Annotated in this window: 21 protein-coding genes; 13 read left to right on the forward strand and 8 right to left on the reverse strand. The window is 69.9% G+C overall.

Annotated features, from left to right (window positions below; translation table 11 throughout):
- Position 1 precedes the first annotated feature (1 nt).
- Positions 2-457, forward strand: a complete 456-nt coding sequence (locus SYV04_RS19665; protein WP_321547370.1) for a hypothetical protein — start codon at positions 2-4, stop codon at positions 455-457.
- Here SYV04_RS19665 and SYV04_RS19670 read toward each other — a convergent pair.
- The 6 genes from SYV04_RS19670 to SYV04_RS19695 all read right to left on the reverse strand — a co-directional run bounded on the left by SYV04_RS19670 (position 445) and on the right by SYV04_RS19695 (position 7,364).
- The gene (locus SYV04_RS19670) at positions 445-2,277 is read right to left on the reverse strand and encodes an ArnT family glycosyltransferase (protein WP_321547371.1); all 1,833 of its coding nucleotides are present in this window, start codon (positions 2,275-2,277) and stop codon (positions 445-447) included. The two genes, SYV04_RS19665 and SYV04_RS19670, sit on opposite strands and share 13 nt — an antisense overlap.
- Positions 2,277-3,245 (reverse strand): hypothetical protein, encoded by a 969-nt coding sequence (locus SYV04_RS19675; protein ID WP_321547372.1) that lies wholly within the window; start codon positions 3,243-3,245, stop codon positions 2,277-2,279. Before SYV04_RS19675 ends, SYV04_RS19670 begins: the two co-directional genes overlap by 1 nt.
- An 18-nt stretch (positions 3,246-3,263) precedes the next feature.
- Positions 3,264-3,776 (reverse strand): hypothetical protein, encoded by a 513-nt coding sequence (locus SYV04_RS19680; protein WP_321547373.1) that lies wholly within the window; start codon positions 3,774-3,776, stop codon positions 3,264-3,266.
- 25 nt (positions 3,777-3,801) lie between these two features.
- Complete coding sequence (locus SYV04_RS19685) at positions 3,802-4,752, reverse strand: CarD family transcriptional regulator (RefSeq protein ID WP_321547374.1); 951 nt, start codon at positions 4,750-4,752, stop codon at positions 3,802-3,804.
- Between the two features lie 71 nt (positions 4,753-4,823).
- Complete coding sequence (locus SYV04_RS19690; protein ID WP_321547375.1) at positions 4,824-5,027, reverse strand: hypothetical protein; 204 nt, start codon at positions 5,025-5,027, stop codon at positions 4,824-4,826.
- Positions 5,028-5,162: 135 nt separating this feature from the next.
- Positions 5,163-7,364, reverse strand: a complete 2,202-nt coding sequence (locus tag SYV04_RS19695) for a serine/threonine-protein kinase (RefSeq protein ID WP_321547376.1) — start codon at positions 7,362-7,364, stop codon at positions 5,163-5,165.
- 114 nt (positions 7,365-7,478) lie between these two features.
- On the opposite strand from SYV04_RS19695, the gene SYV04_RS19700 reads away from it, so the two are divergent.
- The 3 genes from SYV04_RS19700 (at position 7,479) to SYV04_RS19710 (ending at position 11,197) form a co-directional block, all read left to right on the forward strand.
- Positions 7,479-8,468, forward strand: a complete 990-nt coding sequence (locus SYV04_RS19700) for a phosphatidate phosphatase App1 family protein (RefSeq protein WP_321547377.1) — start codon at positions 7,479-7,481, stop codon at positions 8,466-8,468.
- Positions 8,465-9,265 (forward strand): hypothetical protein, encoded by an 801-nt coding sequence (locus SYV04_RS19705; RefSeq protein WP_321547378.1) that lies wholly within the window; start codon positions 8,465-8,467, stop codon positions 9,263-9,265. Before SYV04_RS19700 ends, SYV04_RS19705 begins: the two co-directional genes overlap by 4 nt.
- A 123-nt stretch (positions 9,266-9,388) precedes the next feature.
- The gene (locus SYV04_RS19710; RefSeq protein WP_321547379.1) at positions 9,389-11,197 is read left to right on the forward strand and encodes an acyl-CoA dehydrogenase family protein; all 1,809 of its coding nucleotides are present in this window, start codon (positions 9,389-9,391) and stop codon (positions 11,195-11,197) included.
- A 9-nt stretch (positions 11,198-11,206) separates the two neighbouring features.
- On the opposite strand, the gene SYV04_RS19715 is transcribed toward SYV04_RS19710, so the two are convergent.
- Positions 11,207-11,923: a PilZ domain-containing protein gene (locus tag SYV04_RS19715; RefSeq protein ID WP_321547380.1), complete on the reverse strand. Its 717-nt coding sequence runs from the start codon at positions 11,921-11,923 to the stop codon at positions 11,207-11,209.
- Positions 11,924-12,029: 106 nt separating this feature from the next.
- Positions 12,030-12,668 (reverse strand): hypothetical protein, encoded by a 639-nt coding sequence (locus SYV04_RS19720; RefSeq protein ID WP_321547381.1) that lies wholly within the window; start codon positions 12,666-12,668, stop codon positions 12,030-12,032.
- Between the two features lie 316 nt (positions 12,669-12,984).
- Between SYV04_RS19720 and mraZ the strand changes: the two genes are divergently transcribed.
- The 9 genes from mraZ to murD all read left to right on the forward strand — a co-directional run bounded on the left by mraZ (position 12,985) and on the right by murD (position 22,750).
- The gene (mraZ, locus tag SYV04_RS19725) at positions 12,985-13,434 is read left to right on the forward strand and encodes a division/cell wall cluster transcriptional repressor MraZ (RefSeq protein ID WP_321547382.1); all 450 of its coding nucleotides are present in this window, start codon (positions 12,985-12,987) and stop codon (positions 13,432-13,434) included.
- Positions 13,435-13,480: 46 nt separating this feature from the next.
- Complete coding sequence (locus SYV04_RS19730) at positions 13,481-13,864, forward strand: STAS domain-containing protein (protein ID WP_321547383.1); 384 nt, start codon at positions 13,481-13,483, stop codon at positions 13,862-13,864.
- Positions 13,865-13,875: 11 nt separating this feature from the next.
- A complete protein-coding gene (gene rsmH / locus SYV04_RS19735; RefSeq protein WP_321547384.1) occupies positions 13,876-14,781 on the forward strand; it encodes a 16S rRNA (cytosine(1402)-N(4))-methyltransferase RsmH in 906 nt (301 codons plus the stop codon).
- On the forward strand, positions 14,778-15,173 hold the full coding sequence (gene ftsL, locus SYV04_RS19740) for a cell division protein FtsL (protein ID WP_321547385.1): 396 nt from the start codon (positions 14,778-14,780) through the stop codon (positions 15,171-15,173). Before rsmH ends, ftsL begins: the two co-directional genes overlap by 4 nt.
- Positions 15,170-17,188 carry a penicillin-binding protein gene (locus tag SYV04_RS19745; RefSeq protein WP_321547386.1) on the forward strand — a complete coding sequence of 673 codons (2,019 nt, stop codon included), beginning with the start codon at positions 15,170-15,172 and terminating at the stop codon, positions 17,186-17,188. Before ftsL ends, SYV04_RS19745 begins: the two co-directional genes overlap by 4 nt.
- A gap of 51 nt (positions 17,189-17,239) precedes the next feature.
- On the forward strand, positions 17,240-18,763 hold the full coding sequence (locus SYV04_RS19750) for a UDP-N-acetylmuramoyl-L-alanyl-D-glutamate--2,6-diaminopimelate ligase (RefSeq protein ID WP_321547387.1): 1,524 nt from the start codon (positions 17,240-17,242) through the stop codon (positions 18,761-18,763).
- Between the two features lie 26 nt (positions 18,764-18,789).
- Positions 18,790-20,193: a UDP-N-acetylmuramoyl-tripeptide--D-alanyl-D-alanine ligase gene (locus SYV04_RS19755; protein WP_321547388.1), complete on the forward strand. Its 1,404-nt coding sequence runs from the start codon at positions 18,790-18,792 to the stop codon at positions 20,191-20,193.
- A gap of 95 nt (positions 20,194-20,288) precedes the next feature.
- Entirely contained in the window at positions 20,289-21,371 is a 1,083-nt protein-coding gene (mraY, locus tag SYV04_RS19760; RefSeq protein ID WP_479691444.1) for a phospho-N-acetylmuramoyl-pentapeptide-transferase, read from the forward strand.
- A gap of 11 nt (positions 21,372-21,382) precedes the next feature.
- Positions 21,383-22,750 carry a UDP-N-acetylmuramoyl-L-alanine--D-glutamate ligase gene (gene murD / locus SYV04_RS19765; RefSeq protein WP_321547390.1) on the forward strand — a complete coding sequence of 456 codons (1,368 nt, stop codon included), beginning with the start codon at positions 21,383-21,385 and terminating at the stop codon, positions 22,748-22,750.
- The last annotated feature ends 1 nt before the right edge of the window (position 22,751 follow it).

The following is a 22,751-nucleotide window of genomic DNA, read 5'->3' on the forward strand; positions in this document are numbered from 1 at the left end:
CGTGACTCCTCAGACAAAGACGGAGGCTCCCCAAGTCGAGGGCCGCGCCCGAATCCACGCCCGCTTCGGCTGGACGCTGCTGCTCCTCTCGCTGGTGTTCGGCACTGGCCTGGAAGGGCTGGAGGGCTTTCGCTGGGCGCCGCTGGTGGGCGACGCGTTGACGCAGCGGCTGTGGTCGCTCGCCCACTTCCACGGGGCGGCGCTGGGGCTGCTCAATCTCATCTATGTGCAGTGGGCGGATACGCAGGCGCTCGGAGCGGCGACCCTTACGCGGGCATCCCGGACGCTGTTGCTGGGCAGCGCCGCGCTGCCGCTGGGCTTCCTGCTCGGAGGCTTCGCCCATCCCGAGGGAGACCCTTCCTTCGGCATCTTCCTGGCGCCGGTGGGGGCCTTGCTCGTGCTCTACACCGTGGCCGCACAGACCGTGGCGGCGTGGCGCGGCCCTCAGGGGCGCTGATAGACGATGATCTGCGGCGTCTCGTCCAGGTAGAGCCCTGTCACGGGCGTCCGCGTGCCGAACGCCTGCCAGATGTTCATCTCGTGCTCGCGGAACTCCTGGTGGTACTGGTACGCCACGAGGTCCGCGTCGGCGGGGCTCCACACCATCCGCAGGTCCTTCCGCAGCATGCCGTTCTGCTGGTAGTGCCCGAAGGAGTGGCCCGTCACCTCGTGCAGGTACACGCGCGAGTTGGGCTTCGCGTGCTCGTTGATCCACGGCAGCACGCCCGTCACGTGGCTGGACCAGAACTGTCGCTGCATCCCTAGGGACGCCGCGCCGGGAATCCCGCCCGCCAGCTCCGAGTAGAACGCGGTGCCGTAGGGGAAGCTGCGCACCAGCCCGATGAGCGCTGGCGCCATCAGCAGCGCGAACACCGGCGCCGCCACCGCCGCGAAGGGCAGGGTGGGGCGATGGACGCGCAGGCGCTCCACCACCGCCGCGCAGCCGCGCGTCACCGCCACTCCCGCGAGGATTCCCAGGAAGGGCATGGACGGCAGCCAGTGCTTCACCCCTCCGAAGTGGGGCACCTGGGGGTGGCTGATGATGAGGATCGACGCCACCGCGTTCACCGCCACCAGCACCTCGACCATGGACGGTCTGCTCACCCACGCGCGCGTGCGCGCCGGCAGGCTCAGCAACCCGCGCCCCACCAGGGCGAGCCAGCCCGTCACCATGGGGACGAAGAGGCTCGTGGGCACCGTGAGCGCCGTCTTCACCACCACGTAGGACCAGGGGAACGGTGGCGCCCGCATGAGATCGCCCAGGTAGAACCAGGCGTAGTGCTCGTGCTTGGCGTGGAAGGCCAGGTACCACGCCACCCGCTCCACCGGGTGGTGCCAGAGGTAGGGCCAGTGCAGATAGAAGAGCACCGGTCCGAATACCGCCATCGTCGCCACCGGAGTCAGCGCCCGTGCCGTGGGCTCGCTGGCGCGCCGCAGCTCCCCGAGTACCCAGTAGGCGCCCGCCGCGAGCCCCACGAAGAGCAGCACGTGCGGGCTGAGCAGCAGGAACTTCCGCTGGAACTTCTCCGGCCCCAGCGCCACGAAGAGCAGCCCGTAGAGGAGCGACACCGCCGCGAACAGGCCCACGAAGCGCCACAGCCCCTCGCGCGCCGCGGGCTGCCCGACGCTCTCCTTCCACGCGCGCCACAGCGCGAAGGGCACGAGCACGAAGGGCATGAAGAGCGCGTTGTGCTTGGTGGCGATGGCCACTCCGAACGCCACGCCGCACAGCACGCCCCAGCGCCGCTCCTCCATCGCCCGCCAGAAGGCGTAGACGACGAGCAGCCACATGGCCGCCACCGGCATGTCGAAGGCGGCCAGCTCCGCGTTGAAGGAGTGGCGCGGCACCAGCAAGAAGGAGAGGGCGGCGAAGAGGCCCACCGCGCGCCCGTAGAGCGCGCTGCCCAGCAGGAACGTCAGCGCCGGCACCAGCGCCGCCATCAGCAGGGCCGGGAGCCGCAGGGCCGAAGCCGGCCGCAGCCACCCCAGCCCCTTGTGGAACAGCAGGTGCGAGAGCCCGTAGAGCTCCTTCATCAACGCCGGGTGCTCGTGGTTGACGTCGTACGCGCGGACGATGGCAGCGTCCGTGAGCGCCGTCGCGGGCGACCGGAAGAGCTGCTGGAACCAGCCCGCGTAGCTCTCCGCGGCGACGAAGTAGATGCCCTCGTCCCGCACGAAGCCCACCGCCGGCTCGGTGAGGAAGAGCGCGACGAATGCGAGAATCGCCAGCGCCCACGCGATGCGCCGCTCGTCCCGTGTCGGGGCTCTCCCGCGCATCACGCTCCCTCTCCCGGCGCCCCGAGCGCGAACACGTCCAGGCACACGTGCCGCGCCTCCGAGTTGTCCGCCTGCGTCCACACCTTCACCGTGCGCGGCGCTCCTGGCGGTAGCGGGCGCTCCGCCTTCTGCCACCCGCTCAGCCCCTGCGGCACTGCCACGTCCAGCAGCCGCTCGCCGGTGCTCGCATCGTCCACGCCCATGTGGACGGTGCTCAGGTGGGGGCGCCCGAAGGCGTACTCGAAGGTGATGCCGCCCTCGAGCCGCAGCCCCGTCCCGCCGGGCACTCCGTCGAACTCCGCCACCAGGCGCTCGTTTCCTCCCGGTGGGTGCATCCACAGGCAGCGGCGCGGCTCATAGAGGCTCTCGTGCCACTCCGGCGCCATATAAAGGTGCGGGGGGCCCGGGCACCGGTGCGCCGTCCCATCGAAGGGGCAGGGCCGCCGAACGCCCTCCGGAGACTCCAGGTAGACGCGGGCGCGCGCATACGCCTCGGAGGCCACGAAGCGGTGCGGGCGGTAGCGACCGTTCTGGTACAGCGTGAGCGTGAGCGTGCCCGCCCGCAGCGGAGCTCCCTGCACGGTCCGGTACGGCAGGAAGGCCGAGAGGAACTCCGCCTCGTGCGCGTTGGGCAGCTCCGGCTGGCCCAGCACCCAGACGCGCGGGTGCGCCTTCAGGTCGTCCCGGTCCGAGCCGTAGTAGCCGTAGATGGGGACCTGGGGCGGCAGGAGCAGCCGCGCGCGCTCCGTCCACCAGGGGAAGAGCAGCACCGCGTCCCCTGGCCGAAGCTGCGCCTGGAGGTGCTCCCGGACGGCCTGGTAGTTCGCCTCCGTAGGCAGGCGCCCCGGCAGCCGCAGGTAGAAGACGAGGCACAGCAGCGCCACGAGGAGCAGCAGCCCCAGTTCGACGAAGGGCAGGGCGCGCGGGAGCGGACTGGGAGCACCGTGCTCGGGCTTCAGGTGCTCCACGGCCAGCTCCTCAACGGCTCAGGACTTGGCCAGGCGGATCTTCTGCTCGCTCTTCTCACGGCAGAACGTACAGAAGGTGGGCTCTCCCCCGGCGAACGAGGGCGTCCACGGCGGGTACATGGAGCAGCGCGGATCCAGGCAGTGGTGCAGCTCCCACAGGTGGCCGAGCTGGTGCAGCGCCAGCCGCGCCACGTGCTTGTAGCCCGTCTCCAGGTCCTTGTACGGGTTGCTGGAGATGATCGCCTTGTCCTTGCCGAAGCGCGAGAAGCCGTTGGTGGGCGCCTTCCCACTGGGCAGCTCCCGCTCCTTCAGCTTGCGCGATGTCAGGTAGAGGACCTTGTCGTCCTTGTAGGCCCGCACGGCCTTCACCTGGTCCAGCACCTTCTCACTGTCCAGCGGCTCGGAGAAGCCCGCGGGCAGCTCCGCGCTGCCCGAGTGCTCGCTGCCCACGCCGAACGCCGTGTAGAGCGTCCGGCTGAACTTGGCCAGCTGCTTGTCGTCGTACTCGTCCAGCGTCACCACGCGAATCACGGGGCATCACCTCGGTCGGCTCGGGCTACTCGGTCTCTCCCTCGGGCTTCTTCTTGGGCGGACGGCCCCGCTTCTTCGGCGCCGCCGGTGCCGCGGCCTCACCCTCGGGCTTCGGCTTGGGCGGGCGGCCTCGCTTCTTCGGTGCCGCCGGCGCCGCCGCGGCCTCACCCTCGGGCTTCGGCTTGGGCGGACGGCCGCGCTTGCGCTTCGGGGCCTCGCCCTCCGCGCCTGCCTCCGCGGCCGGGGCCTCGTCCGACTTGGCGGCCTTCTTGCGACCCTTGGGCGCACCTTCCTCGTCGCCGCCCTCCTCCTCGCCACCCTCCTCCTCGGCGGGAGCCTCTTCCTCTTCGGCGGGAGCCTCCTCGTCCGGCGGCAGGTCCAGGTCGCCGTCGAGCCCGAGCAGGTCGCCCTCCAGGCCCAGGTCCTCGTCCTCGCCGCGCTGCTTGAACTCCTCCGCGGTGCGCTTGGGCCGCTCGCGGCCCGGCGGGAAGAGGACGATGTCGATCGAGTCCTCGGCGTTGACCTCGGGGATGTTCAGCGCGGCGGCCACCTCGGACACCAGCAGGTGGCGCGCGTTGTCGTACAGCTCGCGCTCCTTGGTGGGCAGCGGCCGCAGCTCGCTGAGCACCTGCAGGCCCTTGACGACCTCGGCCAGGCCGAGGATTCCGCCAGCGGTCATCCGGTCCTGGTTGGTGCGCGCGCGCAGCTTCCAGTCCAGGTCCGCCTTGTCACTGTCGGAGCGGAGGAACGAGTAGATGGCCTCCACCTCCTCGGCGGTGGCGACCTTGCGCACCCCGATGGCCGTCACCTTGGCCTGGGGCACCATCACCACCGCGCCATCTTCTTCCCGGCGCATGGTGACGAAGGTCAGCTTCTGACCCGCCACCTCCTTCACATCGATGGCAGAGACGAGGCAGACACCCTGGTTGGGGTAGACCACCCGGTCGCCGACCGCGAGCTGGAGTCCTTCTGGCATGTCCCCCTCGTGAGCGAGAGCAACGAGCGCGAGCGCCGGTCGTAGCACGAGCGGCGCCAGAAGCCACGAGATTACCTGCCAAGTGCCGCCGTGCGCGCATCCGCGGCCTGGGCCTTCAGCAAGCTATGCATCACTTCGGCGAGCCGCGAGTCCACGTGGGCGTTGACCTCGGAGTCGCTCGGCACGCTCTCCGGCTGGGCCGCCACGCGAGAGGACAACCCCACCGTCGCCGCCACCGCCACCCCGAGCACCATGAGCGTCAGCCACTTCTTCATGTGAAGTCTCCCGTCGCGCCGCGCCAAGGGGCGGGCCTCATGCGCGACAGGGTAGGGAAGCTGCGGGGTTGATCAATTTTTCGGCTACAGGATGCGCCATGGCGCTACAGGCGGCCACACGACTGCCTGGGTGCTTCAGCAGCCTTCCGGACGAGGGCCAGCCACCAGGCGCACCTCGACCGGGAGGCCCCCGGCATTGTCCTCCAGGTCATCATCCGGGAAGGTGAAGCGCAGCGAAGTCACCCCGCTGAAGCGGGTGGCCCGCCCCGTCTCCACCACCTGCGCCGGAGGCCCCTTCTTCCAGGCCCCCCCTTCCGGCGCGACGCACCCCTTGTCCTGGAGGACGAGCACCCGGCCCACGGCCTCTCCTTCCACGCCTCGGGTCTGCGCGGGGCGCGCCGTGTCGCGCAGGCGGACCTCATAGGTGGTGGCGGCATCCAGGCCGGTCAGGGTGAAGCTCTCCTCGAGGCGCGGCGTCACCGCGTGCTGGCGCGCGTCCACCATCACGGTGACGCCCGTGTCGCTCTGCGTCTCGCGCACGTGGACGCGGATGCTGCCCGTGTTGTCCGCCGTGGTGGCGTCCGGCACGAAGAGGTAGAGGGCGAACGCGTTGCGCACGCGGATCTCCTCGGGCCCCACGAGGCCGAAGGACTCTCGCGCCCGCAGCGCGGTGCCGCCCTCCAGGTAATAGGCCACCGTGGAGAGGGTGGCCCCCGCCGGGTGGCCATGCTTCAGCGTCCCCTCGGTGCGCAGCGAGTACGTGCGCGAGGGGTCCAGGCGCAGCCGGGCGGCGGAGGAGGGTGGCACGCGGAAGGCGTGCCCCGCCGCGCGGAGCTCGAAGTTGGGCAGGGGGAAGCGGCCCTCGTAGGCCAGGCGCTGGGCGGAGGCCTGGGTGGTGGTGCCCGTGGAGGACTTCAGGGAGGCGGGAGGCCGCGCGGGGCGAAGCTGGGCGCGCACGGCCAGGGTGGTGCCCTCTTCGGCCTGGACGCGCTGGCTCCAGGACTCCATGCCGATGGCGTGAACCTCCAGCAGGTGCTCGCGGTCCGCCGACAGGGGGATGAGCGTGGGCGTGTGGGCGGGCTGCAACTGGCCATCCACCCAGACGGAGGCCCCTTGGGGCGTGGAGGTGATCTCCACGTCGAACGTCGCATCCTCCTCATTCGAGAGGAGGATGCCCGTGGCCACCAGCAGGGCGAGGGCGGGAACGCCCAGCACCACCCAGGGCGGCAGCCAGGAGCGCTTGCGGGGGGGCTCTGGCCGCACAGGGGGCGGCGGCGCGAGCGTGGGGATGCGCGAGAGCGAGGGCGGCCGGGGCGGGGGCTCGAGCGGGCCCTTGCCCCACAGGTCGAGCTGCGCCAGGAAGTCAGGCGGCAGGCGGATGGGCCGACCCTCGGACACGAGCTCCGACTCGAAGAGGTAGGCCATGAAGTGCGCCAGGGCGCTGCCGGGGAAGTCTGGCACCACCGTGTGCAGGTACTTCTCGAGCGCCTCGCTGAAGGCCTGCGCCGTGGGGTAGCGCTGCTCGCGCTCCACCGCCATGGCCGTGAGGATGATGCGCTCCAGCTCCACGGGCAGGCCCGGGTTCACGGCGCGTGGGGGCGGAAAGTCACCCCGGGCGATGCGCTCGAGCACCTCCATGCGCTCGCCCTGCCAGGGCAGCTTCCCGCAGAGCATCTCGTAGAGCACCACGCCCGCGGCGAAGATGTCGGTGCGCGAGTCCAGCTCGCGGCCTCGCGCCTGCTCCGGCGCGAAGTACAGGTACTTGCCCTGGGCGGCCGTCTCCTCGGACTCGAGCCGGCTGGCCATCCGCGCCCGGGCGATGCCGAAGTCCACCAGCTTGACCTGGCCCTCGTAGCCGAGCAGCACGTTCTGCGGGCTGACGTCCCGGTGGATGATGTGGAGCGGTCGCCCGCTCTCGTCCAGCCGGTTGTGCGCGTACGCCAGGCCCTGGAGCATGTCGATGGCCACGCGCAGCGCCAGCGGCACCGGCAGCACCCGCAGCTCCTTGTTCCGCGCGCGGCGCATGACGCGCGACAGCGTCTGGCCGTGCACGAACTCCAGGGCCAGGTAGTACTCGCCGTCCACCTCTCCGAAGTCGAGCACCTGGGCGATGTTGCCGTGGCTCAGCCCCACGGCGATGCGCGCCTCGTTGATGAACATCGAGACGAAGTCGCTGTTGCCCGCGTAGTGGGGGAGGATCTTCTTGATGACCACGTGCCGGGTGACGCCGGCGGCCGCCGTCATTCGCGCACGGTAGAGCTCCGCCATCCCGCCCACCGCGATGCGGTCGAGCAGTTGGTACTTGCCGAACTCCTGGCCCTCGGCCGGCAGCAGCACGTTCTTCCTGGCTCCTTTGGGGACCCCCCCCGGGGTACTCCGCCCACTGGATGCCATCACATGGGCGGGCAGAAGGTATCATGCGGAGACGAACGTTCTGTCCCGAGAGCTTCCTTGAACTTGCCTGCTCGCTGTCTCGCCCTCGCCGCCCTGCTCACGTCCTCCCTGGCCTTGGCGGGTCCCGCCGTCCTCCTGTCTCCCGTCATCGGACGGACTGACAGTGTGGTGCTCCAAGGACGGGTATTGAAGGAGGCGCCCACGAAGGGCAGCTCCGTGCTCTCGCGCAACCTGCGCCGCCTCACCGCGCCCAACTGGAAGGGTGCCAAGGTGGAGGTGTCCTTCCTGGGGGTCACCACCGTGGTGACGAGCGGGCACGACGGCGCCTTCGAGGTGAACCTCCAGCCGCCCCAGGGCACCCCGTTCCCCTCTGGCTTCTATGTGGCGGAGGCGAAGGTGGCCGGCGCCAGCGCCCGCGCGCGCGTGGAGGTCGTCGCCGACACTGCCCCGTTCCTCGTCATCTCCGACTTCGATGACACGCTGGCCATCAGCCATGTCATCCGGCCGACGAAGCTGATGGAGAACGCGCTTCTCAAGGACTCGGACACGCAGGAGGTGGTGCCCGGCATGTCGGCCTTCTACGGGTGCTTGAAGGCTCCGACGTCGCCCTCCTTCGCCCTGGTGAGCGGCTCGCCCGTGCAGTACGGCGCGCGCATCGGTGATTTCCTCGGTCGCCACAGCTTCCCCGCCTTCGGCCTGTACTTGAGGGATCTGGGCCCGAGCACGTTGTCCAACTACAAGCAGCCCGTCATCCGCCGGCTGCTGCGCCAGTTCTCCCAGCCCGTGGTGCTGGTGGGAGACTCGGGCGAGAAGGACCCGGAGATCTACGCGCAGATCCGCGAGGAGTTCCCCGGGCGCGTGAAGGCCATCTACATCCGCAACGCCGGCCGCACGGAGAACGCGAGCCGCTTCACGGACATGATCCTCTTCGGAGAGGCGCGCGAGGCCGCCGAGCACGCCGCGAAGAACGGGCTGGCCGACGCCGCCTGTGTCGCCGGGGCCTTCCCCGCGCCGGTGCCCTCCACCGCCGAGAGCACCACGCCATGAGGAGGGCCGCGCCGGGGCTGCTCCTGGCGGGGATGCTCCTGGGGGCCGGGTGTCGGGAGGAGAAGCCGGCCGAACCGCTCTCCTCGCTGGCGCCTCCTCCGCTGGCTCCGCTCACCGCGAGCCCGAACGACGCGGGGAGCGAGGACGATGCCCTGTTCCGCGTGGCGCACGCGGAGGTGTTCGGCGAGGAGGTGCCGAAGGAGGCGCTGCGGCTGGAACTGGCGGGAGAGTCCGCCCGGCTCGCCGCGGAGGACTTCACGGCCTCCAAGCCCGAGGAGGCCGCGCGGCTGGCCGAGCGCGTGAAGGACAAGGCCGTGCTCGTGGTGCCGGACGCGGACACCTTCCTCGCGCAGACCTCGGAGCTGCTGCAGGCCCTGAGGGACTCGGCGGGCGAGGTGTGGCTGAAGCACCCGGACGCGCCGGTGGCCTACCGGCTCGTGCTGCGAGATGAGGAGGGCTTCCGCGAGTGGCTCGCCGAGGTGGCGCCCGGAAAGCTGCGCATCATCCAGCGCGCAGACGGCTTCGAGCTGTCCACCAGCGTGGGCAAGCTGCCCGGAGGAGACCCCAACGGGCCCTCCGTGCCCGTGCGCGGCGGCAAGCAGGACATCGCCACGCTGCGCCGAGGGCTGGAGCGGCTCAAGGGGCGCTTCAAGACGGCCGAGGACATCTGCCTGGTGCCCTCCTTCGGCACCGAGGTGGCTCAAGCGGCGCGGGCACTCAGCGGCGTGTACACCGCGCCCGGCGAGCCCCTCTTCGAGACGCTCTGTCTGGTGTACCCCACGCCCCCACACCGCTGAGGCACAGGGGAGGAGGCGAGGGCTCCTCCGGCCAAGGGTTGGGTTGTGAAGGGGCGGGGTAGCCGGTACTACCGCTATGCCGCGACGCGCCGTACCTTGCCCGCGCCAGGGAGGTTGAATTCGATGGTTGCCATTCCCGAGTCCTCGCCGTCGTCGGAGCTGCCCACGGGCGGAGCGTTCCTCCTGCAGGAGGTGGGCTCCACCCGCATCGTCAGCCCGGAGACGTTCACCGAGGAGCAGCGCCTCTATCTGAAGACGGCCCTGCAATTCAGCCGCGAGCAGGTGATGCCCCAGTCGGACCGCATCGAGGCGAAGGACAACGCGCTCCTCAGGGAGCTGCTGCGGCGCGCCGGGGAGCTGGGGCTGTTGATGACCGACATCCCCGAGGCCTACGGGGGCATGGGGCTCGACAAGACGACGTCCCTGCTGCTGGCCGAGTGCATGAGCCTGCAGGGCTCGTGGTCGGTCACCTTCGGTGCGCACGTGGGCATCGGCACGCTGCCCATCGTCTGGTTCGGCAACGAGGCGCAGAAGGCGAAGTACCTGCCGCAGCTCGCCACGGGAGAGAAGGTGGCGGCGTACGCCCTCACCGAGCAGGGCAGCGGCAGCGACGCGCTGGGGGCGAAGACCAAGGCGGTGCTGTCGGCGGACGGCACGCATTACGTGCTCAACGGCTCGAAGCTCTACATCACCAACGCGGGCTTCGCGGACGTGTTCGTGGTGTTCGCCAAGGTGAACGGCGACAAGTTCACCGGCTTCATCGTGGAGCGCGACACGCCTGGGTTCACCGTGGGGCCCGAGGAGCACAAGATGGGCATCCGCGGCTCCTCCACGTGCCCGCTCTTCTTCGAGGACGCGCGTGTGCCGGTGGAGAACGTGCTGGGCGAGGTGGGGCGCGGGCACAAGATCGCCTTCAACATCCTCAACTACGGGCGGCTGAAGCTGGGCGCGGGCGTAGTGGGCGGGATGAAGCTCGCCATCGAGGACACGGTGCGCTTCGCCCAGGAGCGCAAGCAGTTCAACACGCCCATCGTGCGCTTCCCGCTCTTGCGGGAGAAGTTCGCGCGCATGGCCACGCTCACCTACGCGCTGGAGTCGATGACGTACCGCACTGCGGGCCTGGTGGACGCGAAGCTGTCCGGGAAGGAGCGGCAGGCGAAGGACTACGACGCGCACGTCATCGCCGCCATCGAGGAGTACGCCATCGAGTCGTCCATCATGAAGGTGTTCGGCTCGGAGGCGCTCGGCCACGTGGTGGACGACGCGGTGCAGATCCACGGCGGCGCGGGCTACATCGAGGAGTACCCCATCGAGCGTGCCTACCGCGACGCGCGCATCAACCGCATCTTCGAGGGCACCAACGAGATCAACCGCATGTTGATCAGCGGGCTGCTGCTCAAGCGCGCGGTGAAGGGCGAGCTGCCGCTGCTCGCGGTGGCGCAGTCGGTGGAGGACGAGCTCACCCACGGCACGTTGCCCCGGGCGCGGCACGAGGACGCGCTGTCGGCGGAGGAGCGGGCCGCCGAGTGCCTCAAGCGCATGGCCCTCTACGGCCTGAAGACGGCGGCGGAGACGTTCGGCACCGAGCTGGAGCAGCACCAGGAGGTGCTCGCGGGGCTCTCGGACGTGGTGATGGACGCGTTCGCGCTCGACACGATGGTGACGCGCACGCGCCAGGGCGTCGATGCCAAGGGGGCGATGGACCCGGCCCGGGTGGCGATGACACGGCTGTTCGGCATGGAGGCGATGACGCGCTCGTTCGATCGGACCCGGCGGGCGCTGTGCGCCTCGGCGCAGGGCGAGGCGCTCCAGGCACACCTGGCGAAGCTGGCCCCGCTGCAGGTCTTCACCCCGTACAACCCCGCGGAGCTGCGCGAGGCGGTGGTGACGGCGGTGGAGCAGGCCGGCGGCTATCCGCGTTCGGCGGCCTAGCGGTCCACCTCAGGGCATGCGCGAGAGGGCTTCCTGGCCGAAGCTCACCCGGGCCCACCAGGGGCCCGGCGGCAGCGCGTCCAGGGACAGCAGCGCCTCCAGCCGCTCAGCGGAGTCCTTCGGCAGATCCTTGAAGCTGACCCCGAAGACGGGCGTGACCGGCGAGTGCGCCCGGAACGCCGTGGACGTCCACATCACCTCGCCCGGCAGCAGCAGCGGCCCCGGCGCCAGCTCCATCTCCAGCAGGAACGGCGTGCCCACCTTCACCATGGCGGGCAGGGCCGGCGCATCCACCTCCATGCCCACGCCGCCGCGCGAGATGTCCCGCACATAGAAGGCCGGCGAGAAGGGCGTGGCCTCGATGGCGCGCACGTTGAGCGGCACGCGCGGGTGGCGACGCAGCTTCTCGTGCTCCTGCGCGAAGATGCGCTGCAGCACCGCGTCCAGGGCCGCCCGGTCCACGCTCGTGGCGTACTTCACCGTCAGGTGGTAGCGCCCGCCGGGGCGCGGGGTGACATTCACCACCTCGCCCACCACCTCCACGGACTCGGCTACCCCCTCGGCCTGCATCTCGAACACGAAGCGCGTGCCCCGCGTCAGGCTGCGCCGCGTCTCCAGGGTGACGCTGCCCTGCCCGACACTTCGGGTGTACTCATCGATGAGGGCCTCGGGCGTCTTGTAGGACACCTTCAGGCGAACGCTGGAGTCGTGCGGCGAAATCTGCATGTGTGGGCTCGCTCGATACTCTCTGGCGGGTCGCCAAAAAAAACAAGGCCGGGCCCCCCTCACGGGTAGCCCGGCCTTTTCCTGTTGGGCCGTCAGGCCCGGTTCATCACGAGTTACCGTCGTCCTCTTCGGCCACGGGCAGCTCCGCGCCCGCGGTGATGGTGATGGACTCGTTGGCGTAGGCGTAGCTGCCGGAGCCGGTGGAGATCTTGCCGTCGAGCTTGATCGTCACCGAGCCCGAGGTGGCGTTCGTGGCCGACACGTCGATGGTCTGGGTCACGTCCGCGTCGAGGAAGTCGTCGATCTCACCGCTGATCTCGATCTTGCCCTTCATCTTCAGCTCGACCTTGGCGGAGGTGAAGCCATCGGAGACGGCCTTGAACTCCATGGTCATCTTGCCGTCGAACTCGTTGACGCCGTCCTCGTTGCAGCTGTTGTACTCGAGGTCGTACTTGAAGCTGAGGTCGGTGCCGCCGCCCGTGCCGTTCGTGTCCAGGTCGAGCTTGAGCTTGACCGAGCCGCTCTTGGCGCAGTCGACCTCGACCTCGGCGTTGATGGTGTCCGCGGCGCTGGCGAGCGCGCGCAGCAGGTTGCCGTTACCGCCCTGGGCGGCCGGCTGGCTGGCCTCGAACAGGGCCTGGGCGGCGCCCTGCTTGCCGCCACCGATCTTGGCGCCGCTACCACCACAAGCCACCAGGGCCGTGGTGGCCGCGGCGAGAAGCGAAAGACGAATGAAGCGCGTCATGTACTGAGCCTCCTGAAGGGGCGGTGCGCTGGCACGGCCCCGGTCGACTCGCCCCCCCGGCGGGACGAGATTCCTGCCCACCCAATGGGCGGGTGTTGACGGGTTAGCAGAGCGTGCGACCCAGGGTCAACGCGTACACCGCTCCCGGTGTGCCCACTCGGGCCGCGCGTCAGCTCGTTCCATGCCTGTTGCATTTCTTGACCCGGTGGGAGGCGGCGCGTATTTTCCGCGGCCCGGTGGCAAGAAGTGGCAAGCAGTGGCGAGAAATCCCATGCCGGGGTGGGGCGGTGGCTCGCTCTGAGGGGAAGCGCTCCGCGTGTTCCGAGGCGTCTATGAGCACCAGATCGACGCGAAGGGGCGCACCAGCCTCCCGGCCCGGCTGCGCGAGACGCTGGTGGGCGCCTACGACGAGCGGCTCATCCTCACCACGGCGTTGGATCCGTGCCTGCACGCCTACCCGGTGCGGGAGTGGGAGGCGCTGGAGAACGCGCTGGGCAAGCGCAACCCCATGGAGCCAGGGGTGAAGACGCTGATGCGCCTCTACGTGGCCAGCGCCCAGGAGTGCCCGCTCGACAAGATGGGGCGGGTGCTCATCCCGCCGCCGCTGCGCTCGCACGCGGGGCTGGAGAAGGACGTGGTGTGGGTGGGGATGGTGAAGGTGATGGAGGTTTGGAGCCGCGCTGGCTGGGCCAAGGCCCAGGAAGACGCGCGTGCCGCGGTGGACTCGGCGGACGTGGCGCGAGTGCTCGCGGAGCTTCGGCAGTAGCCAATTTCTCGACGGCGCAAGGAAAACCCGTGAGGGTGGGGACAGTATGAACTGGATGTCGGAGGCAAGGCAGAGCACCGAAGTGGTCGCCAGCGGCGACCGCGTGGAGACGTTGATGCTGGAGGGCGAGTTGGGCGAGCGGGAGCTGGCACAAGTGTCCGAGGAGCTCTTCCGCCGGCTGCAGCGCGGGCTGCGGCAGATGGTGCTCGACTTCAGCGAGGTGCCGCACCTGAACTACCGCGGCGTGAAGCTGCTGGTGGGCAGCGCCGAGTCGTTCCGCCGGGCCGGTGGCGACGTGAAGCTGGCGGGCCTCTCGCCGTACCTGGCCGCCATCTTCCGCGCGGCGGGCGCGCACGCCAGCTTCGAGATGTATCCGCACATGAACGATGCGCGAGCCGCCTTCGCGCTCTCTCGGGCGCCGTTCGTCTAGGACGCGCTTCCTTGGCCTTCAGCCACCAGACCGTCCTGCTGGAAGAGACGGTGCAGCTGCTGCAACCCGGAGCGGGCAAGGTGATCATCGACGGCACACTGGGTGGCGGTGGCCATACGGAGGCGCTCCTGGCTCGGGGCGCCACCGTCATTGGCGTGGACCGCGATCCGGTGGCGCTCGCCGCCGCCACCTCCCGGCTCGGTGCCCAGGAGCGCTTCCAGGCGCGCCAGGGCAACTTCGGGGAGCTGCTCCGGGTGGCCGCGGATGTGTTGCCGGTGGACGGGGTGCTGGTGGATCTGGGTGTGTCCTCGCCCCAGCTGGACGAGGCCGAGCGCGGCTTCTCCTTCAACAAGGACGGGCCGCTGGACATGCGCATGGGCGCCGAGGGGCGCACCGCCGCGGAGCTGATCGCCGAGGAGGACGAGCGAGAGCTGGCCCGCATCATCTATGAGCTGGGCGAGGAGTCCTTCTCGCGGCCCATCGCCCGCGAGCTCAAGCGCGCCCTGCCCACGCGCACGCTGGAGGCCGCCGAGGTCGTCAAGCGCGCGGTGCCGCGCAAGGCCTGGCCCAAGCGCATCCACGTGGCGACCAAGACGTTCCAGGCGCTGCGCATGGCCGTCAACGGCGAGCTGGAGGCGCTGGATGCGCTGCTGTCCGCGCTGCCCACGCTGCTCAAGGTGGGCGGGCGCGCGGCGGTCATCTCCTTCCACTCGCTCGAGGATCGCAAGGTGAAGGAGGCGTTCCGCGCGCTGGTGGGCGCCTGCCGCTGCCCGCCGGGCCTGCCGGTGTGCGCCTGCGGTGGCCAGGGCGACTTCGCCGCGGTCACGAAGAAGGCCGTCTCCGCCTCGGAGGTCGAGCTGGAGGCCAACCCCCGTTCTCGTAGCGCGCACCTGCGCGTAGTGGAGAAGATCCGATGACCCAGGTGAATTCGCGCAATGCCGTGTCGGTGGGTCGCGTGCTGGTACATCTGTTGCCGGCGGTGCTGCTCTTCGCCCTGTTCGCCGCGGTGGGCATCCTCCACGTCACCAGCCGGGTGCTGGTGGTGGACATGGGCTACCGGCTGTCCAAGGCCGAGACCGAGAGCCGCACGCTGACGCGCGAGAACGATCGGCTCAAGCTGGAGCTGGCCACGCTCAAGGCGCCCACGCGGCTGGAGAAGCTGGCCCGGGAGCAGCTCGGCATGGCGATGCCCGCGGGCTCGGCGGTGGTGGCGCTGCCTCCGGAGCTGCCCGGCGCCAAGCGCAATGGCCGGCCCGAGGCGCGCACCCCGGCTACCGTGCGCGTGGCCGAGCGGGGGAACGCTCGGTGAAGGATCTCAAGGCCTCGCGGGCTCCGGAGTCCAACACTCGCTGGCTGAAGCTGCGGGTGATGCTGCTGGGAGGGCTCTTCCTGAGCCTCCTGGCGCTGGCCTTCGGTCGCGCCGCGTACCTGCAGATCCACCAGGGTGACAAGCTGAAGGATCTCGCCCGGGACCAGTACGTCCGGCAGATCGAAATCCCCGCCCGTCGCGGCGACATCTTCGACCGGCGCGGTACGCCGCTGGCTCAGAGCGTGGAGGTGGACTCCATCTGGGTGGACCCCTCGATGCTGGAGGACGTGCGCAAGGCCTCGCGCGCGATGGCCAAGGCGCTGAAGCTCAACGCCGGGGAGAGCGAGGACCTGCAGGCGCGGCTTCAGCGGGGCAAGCGCTTCGCGTGGGTGAAGCGCCAGGCGAAGCCTCAAGAGGTGGAGGCGGTGAAGGCCCTCGGGCTGTCAGGGCTGGGCTTCACCAAGGAGCCCAAGCGCTTCTACCCGCAGCGGGAGCTGGCCGCGCAGGTGGTGGGCATGGTGGGCACCGACGGGCGCGGCCTGGAGGGGCTGGAGCTGGCCTTCAACGACGAGCTGTCCGGGCAGAACTCGCGCCTGTCGGGCTTCCGCGACGCCAAGGGGCGCAAGCTGCTGGTACAGGGCTCCTCGGACCCCATCGAGCAGGAGGGCGCCTCCGTCACGCTGACGCTGGACCGGCACCTGCAATACGTGGCCGAGAAGGCGCTGGGGCGCGCGGTGGAGGACGCCAAGGCGGTGGCAGGCACCGTGGTGGTGCTCGATCCGAAGACGGGCGAGCTGCTCGCGCTGGCCAACAACCCGCGCTTCAACCCCAACACGCCCGAGTCCCTGCAGCGCGACACCCTGCGCAACCGCGCCGCGCTGGACGCCTTCGAGCCAGGCTCGACGATGAAGGCCTTCGTCGTCGCCGCCGCGCTGGAGGAGAACGCCATCCGCGCCGATGAGCCCTTCTTCTGTGAGAACGGGGCGTGGAAGATCGGCCGCCACACCATCAACGACACCCACTCCTACGCCTGGCTCACGGCCAAGAGCATCCTCCAGGTCTCCTCCAACATCTGCTCGGCCAAGATTGGCCAGGCGCTGGGGCGCGAGCGGCTGGTGCGCTACTACCAGGCGTTCGGCTTCACCGAGCGCACGGGCCTCGCGCTGCCCGGCGAGGGCAAGGGCGTCATTCCCTTCCCCAAGGCCGAGGTGGCGCTGGCCACCCAGTCCTTCGGCCAGGGCATGACGGCCACCGCGGTGCAGATCGCCGCCGGCTACGGCGCCCTCGCCAATGACGGCGTGCTGATGCGGCCCTATCTCGTCTCCAAGGTGGTGGACCCAGACGGGGTGGTGCTGCTCGAGAACCGCCCCACCGAGATACGCCGCGCCGTGTCATCCAAGGTGGCACGTCAGGTGGTGAACATGCTCGAGAGCGTGGTGCTCAAGGAAGGAACCGCTCCGAAGGCGGCCATGGAGGAATACCGCGTCGCTGGAAAGACGGGCACGGCGCAGAAGGCGGATCCCGTTGCTCGGGGGTACTCCGACAAGCGGATCGCTTCCTTCATTGGTGTTGTACCAGCCGAGAATCCGCGCGCCGTCATACTCGTAGTGGTGGACGAGCCGAAGACGGACGTGTACGGGGGACTCGTGGCTGCCCCCGCCTTCAAGGAAATCGCTACCGCCGCCATGGCGCACCTGGCCGTGCCGCCATCGCGCACGGTCACGCCAGAAGTGGCGGTAGCGCCGGTCGCGCCCCCGGTGGTGAAGGCCTCTCCCAACCCCAAGCCCGCCCCCGCAAGGCCCGTCGTGGCCGAGCAGGCGGTGGAGGGGGACGGCACGGTGCGAGTGCCGGATGTTCAGGGACAGGCTGGGCGCGAGGCCGTGGTGAAACTGCTCGCCGCGGCGCTGGAGCCACAGTTGTTGGGCAGTGGACGCGTGGTATCGCAGACCCCCGCCGCCGGTGCGCTGGTGGAAAAGGGGGCACGGGTGACGCTGGAGCTGGCGGCGCGGCCATGAGACCGCACCAGCCCAGGCCCCGGGCTTGCAGTTGCGTGTGAAGGGGAAAAGATGAAGCTGACGGATGTCCTCGCAGGGTGTGGAGCCGAGCAGATCTCGGGCGGTCGTTCCTCGGTGGATGTCACTGGGGTGACGCAGGACTCGCGGCGCGTGAAGGCCGGCGACCTCTTCGTGGCCGTGCCGGGGACGAAGGAAGACGGGGCCCAGTACGTGGGGGAGGCGGTTTCCCGCGGCGCGGTGGCCGTGCTCTCCGAGAAGCCGGTGCCCTCCTCGCAGGTGCCATTCTTCAAGGTGAGCAGCTCTCGCAAGGCGCTGGCGCTCATCGCGGCGAACTTCTACGGGCGGCCCGCGCAGCAGCTCACGCTGCTGGGCGTCACCGGTACCAACGGCAAGACGACGACCAGCTACCTGCTGGAGGCGATCAGCACCGCGGCCTACTCGTCCACGGGCGTCATCGGCACGCTGGGCTACAAGGTCGCCGGGCGCACGGTGGAGCTGGCCAACACCACGCCGGACGCGCTGGAGCTGCACCGCATCCTTCGGGAGATGGTGGACTCGGGCGTGGAGACGGTGGTGATGGAGGTGTCGAGCCACGCCCTGGTGCAGGAGCGGGTACACGGGCTGACCTTCAAGGCGGCGGCGTTCACCAACCTGAGCCGGGACCACCTCGACTACCACAAGGACATCGAGGAGTACTTCCAGGCCAAGCGCCGGCTGTTCGGCGAGCACCTGTCGCCCACGGGCGTCGCGGTGGTGAACGGGGACGACACGTACGCCGCTCGCATCTACAACGAGCTGCGCGGCCAGAAGCGCATGGCGTGGAAGTTCAGCCGCCTGGGCGCTGGGGAGATCTCCGCCACGGACGTCTCCTACTCGCTGCAGGGCATCAAGGCGACGCTGAAGACGCCCGCCGGTGACATCCCGGTGAAGAGCCGGCTGGTGGGGCCGCACAACCTGGAGAACATCCTGGCGGCCGCGGGCGTGGCGCTGGGAGCGGGCATCGCCCGGCGCGATGTGCAGACGGGCATCGAGCGCATGGGCAAGGTGGCCGGCCGCATGGAGCGCGTGGAGAACTACATGCCGGGGCCCGCGCCCGCGGTGCTGGTGGACTACGCGCACACGGACGACGCGCTCAAGCGCGCGCTGGAGGCCTCGCGCTCGCTGGCCAAGGGCCGCGTCATCGTCGTGTTCGGCTGCGGCGGGGACCGGGACAAGGGCAAGCGCCCGCTGATGGGCACGGCGGCGGCCGAGGGGGCAGACCTGGTCGTCGTGACCAGCGACAACCCGCGCACCGAGGATCCGGAGGAGATCATCTCGCAGGTGACGCCGGGCCTGGAGAAGGGCGGCCTGCGCCGCATCTCCGCGGGCAAGGCCAAGAGCGGCGAGAAGGGCTACCTGGTGGACGCGGATCGCCGCGCCGCCATCGAGTCGGCCATCGGCCTGGCGACCGCGGACGACGTGGTGCTCATCGCGGGCAAGGGCCACGAGACGTACCAGATCATCGGCTCCGAGAAGCGGCAGTTCGATGACCGGGAAGCGGCGACCAAGGCCCTGGCGAGCCGTCCTCCCGCCTAAGCGAAGCGCGACGCGCCGGACTGCTCATGGCCGCTCAATTCTCCGACGAAGAGGTGGTGAAGGCGACCGGCGCGAGCCGGCGCCTCGGCAACGCTCCGACGGTGTACTCGGCGGTCTGCACGGACACGCGAGCGCTGACGCCGGGCTGCCTCTTCGTGGCACTGCAGGGTGAGCGCTTCGACGCGCACACCTTCCTGTCGCAGGCTCGGGCGGGTGGAGCGGCCGGCGCGGTGGTGCGGGATGACCGCACGCTGCCGCCGTTGCCGGGGACCTTTCCCCTCTACGCGGTGGAGGACACGCAGGCGGCCCTGGGCGCGCTGGCGCGCTTCCACCGTCAGCGCTTCCGCATCCCCGTGGCGGCGGTGGGCGGCTCCAACGGGAAGACGACGACCAAGGAGATGGTGGGCGCCATCCTCGCCACGCGCGGGTCGGCGCTGAAGACGGAGGGCAACCTCAACAACGAGGTGGGCGTACCGCTCACGCTCTTCCGTCTGGAGCCCACGCACGTGGCGGCCGTCATCGAGGTGGGGATGAACCACCCCGGTGAAATCACGCGCCTGACGCGCGTCGTCCAGCCAGACGCGGGCCTCATCACCGTGGTGCAGCCCGAGCACCTCGAGGGGCTGGGCAGCATCCAGGGCGTGGCGGAGGCGGAGGGCGAGCTGTTCCGCGAGCTGAGCCCCGAGGCGGTGGCGGTGGTGAACCTGGATGACCCGCTCATCCCGGGGCAGGCGACGCGCTCGAAGGCGCGCAAGCTCACCTTCGGCCGGGCGGAGGACGCGGACGTGCGGCTGGTGAAGGTGGCGACGCTGGGGCGCGAGGGCCTCATCGCCATGGTGCGCCACGCGGGCAAGGACTGGCCGGTGCGGCTGCACTTCATCGGCGAGCACAACGCGCTCAACGCCACCGGGGCCTTCGCCACGGCGCTGGCGCTGGGCTACTCGCCCGAGGAGTGCGTGAAGGGCCTGGAGACGGCGCGGCCGTACTCGCGGCGCCTCAATGTGGTGGACGGGCTGTACGGAATCACGGTGGTGGACGACTGCTACAACGCCAACCCCGCGTCGATGACGGCGGCGCTGGACACGTTGCACACGCTGGTGCCGGCGGGTGGGCGCGCGGTGGCGGTGCTCGGGGACATGTTGGAGCTGGGCCCCGGCGAGCTGAGCGAGCATGAGGCGCTGGGCACGGAGGCGTCCGGCAAGGCGCAGCTCGTGGCCTTTTTCGGCCCGCGCTCGAAAGAGGGTTTCCAGGCGGCCAAGAGCCTGGGTGACGCGGCGGCGCACTTCGTGGACGTGGCGCCGCTGCTGGACTGGCTGAAGCCCCGGCTGAAGGCAGGAGATGTGGTCCTGGTGAAGGGCAGCCGAGGCATGAAGCTGGAGCGGGTGGTGGCGGCCCTCACGGGCGCCGCGGCACCCGGAGGTGCTCACTAGTGCTGTTCCTGCTGTACGAGTGGATCAAGGACACGGAAGCGGGCCGGATCCTCAACTTCCTGCGCTACCCCACCTTCCGCATCGTCGCGGCGGGGATGTTCGCGCTGGTGATGGGGATGCTGATTGGCCCCAAGCTCATCGCGCGCCTGCGCCTGAAGCAGCATGGCCAGAGCAACGTGCGCGAGGACACGCCGGACTCGCACCAGAAGAAGAAGGGCACGCCCACCATGGGCGGCCAGCTCATCCTGCTGTGCATCGGCACGGGCACGCTCCTGTTCGCGGACCTGAAGAGCCGCGCCGTGTGGGTGATGCTGCTGCTGACCTTCGGCTACGGCTTCATCGGCTTCCTGGATGACTGGCTCAAGCTGTCCAAGCGCAACTCCAAGGGGTTGGCCGGGCGTAAGAAGATGCTGCTGCAGACCTTCTTCTACCTGGTCGCCATCTTCGGGTTGATGTGTACGTGGACGAAGGCGGACGGCTCCTTCGGCCCCACGCTGCTCATCAGCACCAAGTTGACGCTGCCCTTCATCCCGTCGCACTGGTTCAGCCCGGACCTGGGCTGGCTCTACGTGGTGTTCGGCTGGTTCGTGATTGTGGGCACCTCCAACGCGGTGAACCTCACCGACGGTCTGGACGGCCTGGCGATTGTGCCCACCATCATCGCCGCCACCACCTTCGCCATCCTCTGCTACGTGGCGGGCACCACGCTGCACATCGCCGACTCGCAGACGGTGAACGGGGTGTCGCGCATCGTCGCCACGCCGCTGTACCAGTACCTGGGCATCCTCCAGGTGCCGGGCGGCGCGGAGCTGGCCGTGTTCTGCGCCAGCATCGTGGGCGCGGGCATCTCCTTCCTCTGGTTCAACACCTACCCGGCCTCGGTGTTCATGGGCGACGTGGGCTCGCTGGCGCTGGGTGGCGCGCTGGGCGGGCTGGCGGTGCTCTCGAAGAACGAAGTGGTATCGGCCATCATCCACGGCATCTTCTTCGCCGAGGCCCTGAGCGTGATGATTCAGGTCATCTCGTTCAAGACGACGGGCAAGCGCGTCTTCAAGATGGCCCCGGTGCATCACCACTTCGAGCTCAAGGGCATGGCCGAGCCGAAGATCATCGTCCGTTTCTGGATCGTCGCCATCTTGTGTGGCGCCGTGGCGCTGCTGTCCCTGAAGCTGCGCTAGGAGTTTCAGCCATGTCGGTTTCGCTGTCCGGTCAGAAGGTGGGGGTGTTCGGGCTTGCGAAGAGTGGGGTGGCGGCCATCCGGCTGCTGCTCGCGCACGGAGCCCAGGTCACCGCGATCGACGCGCGCGACGAGGCCGCGCTGGGCGAGGTGGCCCGCGAGCTCGCGTCGAAGGGCGTCACGCTGGCGTTGGGGCCCACGCCGCCCGGGTTGCTGGAGGCGCAGTCCCTGCTGGTGGTGAGCCCCGGTGTGCCGCTGACGCTGCCGGAGCTGAAGGCCGCGCGCGCCGCGGGCATCCCCATGTGGGGCGAGATCGAGCTGGCCTGGCGCCTGCTCTCGCACGTGCCGCTCATCGGCATCACCGGCACCAACGGCAAGAGCACCACCACGGCGCTCACCGCAGAGCTGTTCGCCAAGGGCGGAGGCCGCACCTTCGTGGGCGGCAACCTCGGGCGACCGCTGGCCGAAGGCGCGCTGACTCCGAAGGACTGGGACACGCTGGTGGTGGAGCTGTCGAGCTTCCAGCTCGAGGGCATCGACCAGATGCGCCCCAAGGGCGCGGCCATCCTCAACCTCACGCCGGACCACCTGGACCGGTACGAGAGCCACGAGGCCTATGGCGCCGCCAAGGCGCGCATCTTCCTCAACCAGCGCGAGGGGGACTTCGCGGTGGTGAACGCGGACGACCCGCACGTCATGCGGCTGGCGCTCCAGGCGAAGGTGCCCGTGTACGGCTTCAGCCTCATGGGGCTGCCGGAGCCGGGAGGCCCGAAGCTTGCGGGGCTCGCGGTGGCGCGGCCGGGCGGCTTCCGCCTGGACTTCCTGGGCGAGGCGTTCGCGCTGACCAACCGGGCGCTGCGAGGCTCGCACAACGTGCAGAACGCCATGGCGGCGGCGATGCTGGCGCGGCTGGGCGGCGTGCCTCGCGAGGCGGTGCAGGCCGGGCTCGACAGCTACCCGGGCCTGCCCCACCGCTTGGAGAGCGTGCGGATGCTCGATGGCGTGGAGTGGGTGAACGACTCCAAGGCCACCAACGTGGACTCGGTGCTGGTGGCGTTGCGGACCTTCGCGGGCAACCTGCTGCTCATCGCGGGAGGCAAGGGGAAGGGCGCACCCTATGAGCCCATGGTGGAGGAGAGCCGGGGCAAGGTGAAGACGGTGCTCACCATCGGCCAGGACGCGCCCACCCTCGCCACCGCCTATGAGGGCGAGGTGACGGTGGAGGCGTGCGGCACGCTGGAGGCGGCCGTGCGCAGGGCACACGAGCTGGCGAAGCCCGGAGACACGGTGCTGCTGTCGCCGGCGTGCGCGTCGTACGATCAGTTCAAGAACTTCGAGGACCGGGGCGACACGTTCAAACGCCTCGTGCAGGCGCTCTGAG

The sequence above is a fragment of the Hyalangium ruber genome, assembly GCF_034259325.1.
GTDB lineage: Bacteria > Myxococcota > Myxococcia > Myxococcales > Myxococcaceae > Hyalangium_A > Hyalangium_A rubrum.

What these genes read in the sequence shown, in the direction of transcription:
- SYV04_RS19670 (WP_321547371.1), bottom strand. Translation starts at nt 2,277, where the DNA reads ATGCGCGGGAGAGCCCCGACACGGGACGAGCGGCGCATCGCGTGGGCG.
- SYV04_RS19685 (WP_321547374.1), bottom strand. Translation starts at nt 4,752, where the DNA reads ATGCCAGAAGGACTCCAGCTCGCGGTCGGCGACCGGGTGGTCTACCCC.
- SYV04_RS19690 (WP_321547375.1), bottom strand. Translation starts at nt 5,027, where the DNA reads ATGAAGAAGTGGCTGACGCTCATGGTGCTCGGGGTGGCGGTGGCGGCG.
- SYV04_RS19705 (WP_321547378.1), top strand. Translation starts at nt 8,465, where the DNA reads ATGAGGAGGGCCGCGCCGGGGCTGCTCCTGGCGGGGATGCTCCTGGGG.
- SYV04_RS19710 (WP_321547379.1), top strand. Translation starts at nt 9,389, where the DNA reads ATGGTTGCCATTCCCGAGTCCTCGCCGTCGTCGGAGCTGCCCACGGGC.
- SYV04_RS19715 (WP_321547380.1), bottom strand. Translation starts at nt 11,923, where the DNA reads ATGCAGATTTCGCCGCACGACTCCAGCGTTCGCCTGAAGGTGTCCTAC.
- SYV04_RS19720 (WP_321547381.1), bottom strand. Translation starts at nt 12,668, where the DNA reads ATGACGCGCTTCATTCGTCTTTCGCTTCTCGCCGCGGCCACCACGGCC.
- SYV04_RS19730 (WP_321547383.1), top strand. Translation starts at nt 13,481, where the DNA reads ATGAACTGGATGTCGGAGGCAAGGCAGAGCACCGAAGTGGTCGCCAGC.
- ftsL (WP_321547385.1), top strand. Translation starts at nt 14,778, where the DNA reads ATGACCCAGGTGAATTCGCGCAATGCCGTGTCGGTGGGTCGCGTGCTG.
- SYV04_RS19750 (WP_321547387.1), top strand. Translation starts at nt 17,240, where the DNA reads ATGAAGCTGACGGATGTCCTCGCAGGGTGTGGAGCCGAGCAGATCTCG.
- SYV04_RS19755 (WP_321547388.1), top strand. Translation starts at nt 18,790, where the DNA reads ATGGCCGCTCAATTCTCCGACGAAGAGGTGGTGAAGGCGACCGGCGCG.
- mraY (WP_479691444.1), top strand. Translation starts at nt 20,289, where the DNA reads ATGTTCGCGCTGGTGATGGGGATGCTGATTGGCCCCAAGCTCATCGCG.
- murD (WP_321547390.1), top strand. Translation starts at nt 21,383, where the DNA reads ATGTCGGTTTCGCTGTCCGGTCAGAAGGTGGGGGTGTTCGGGCTTGCG.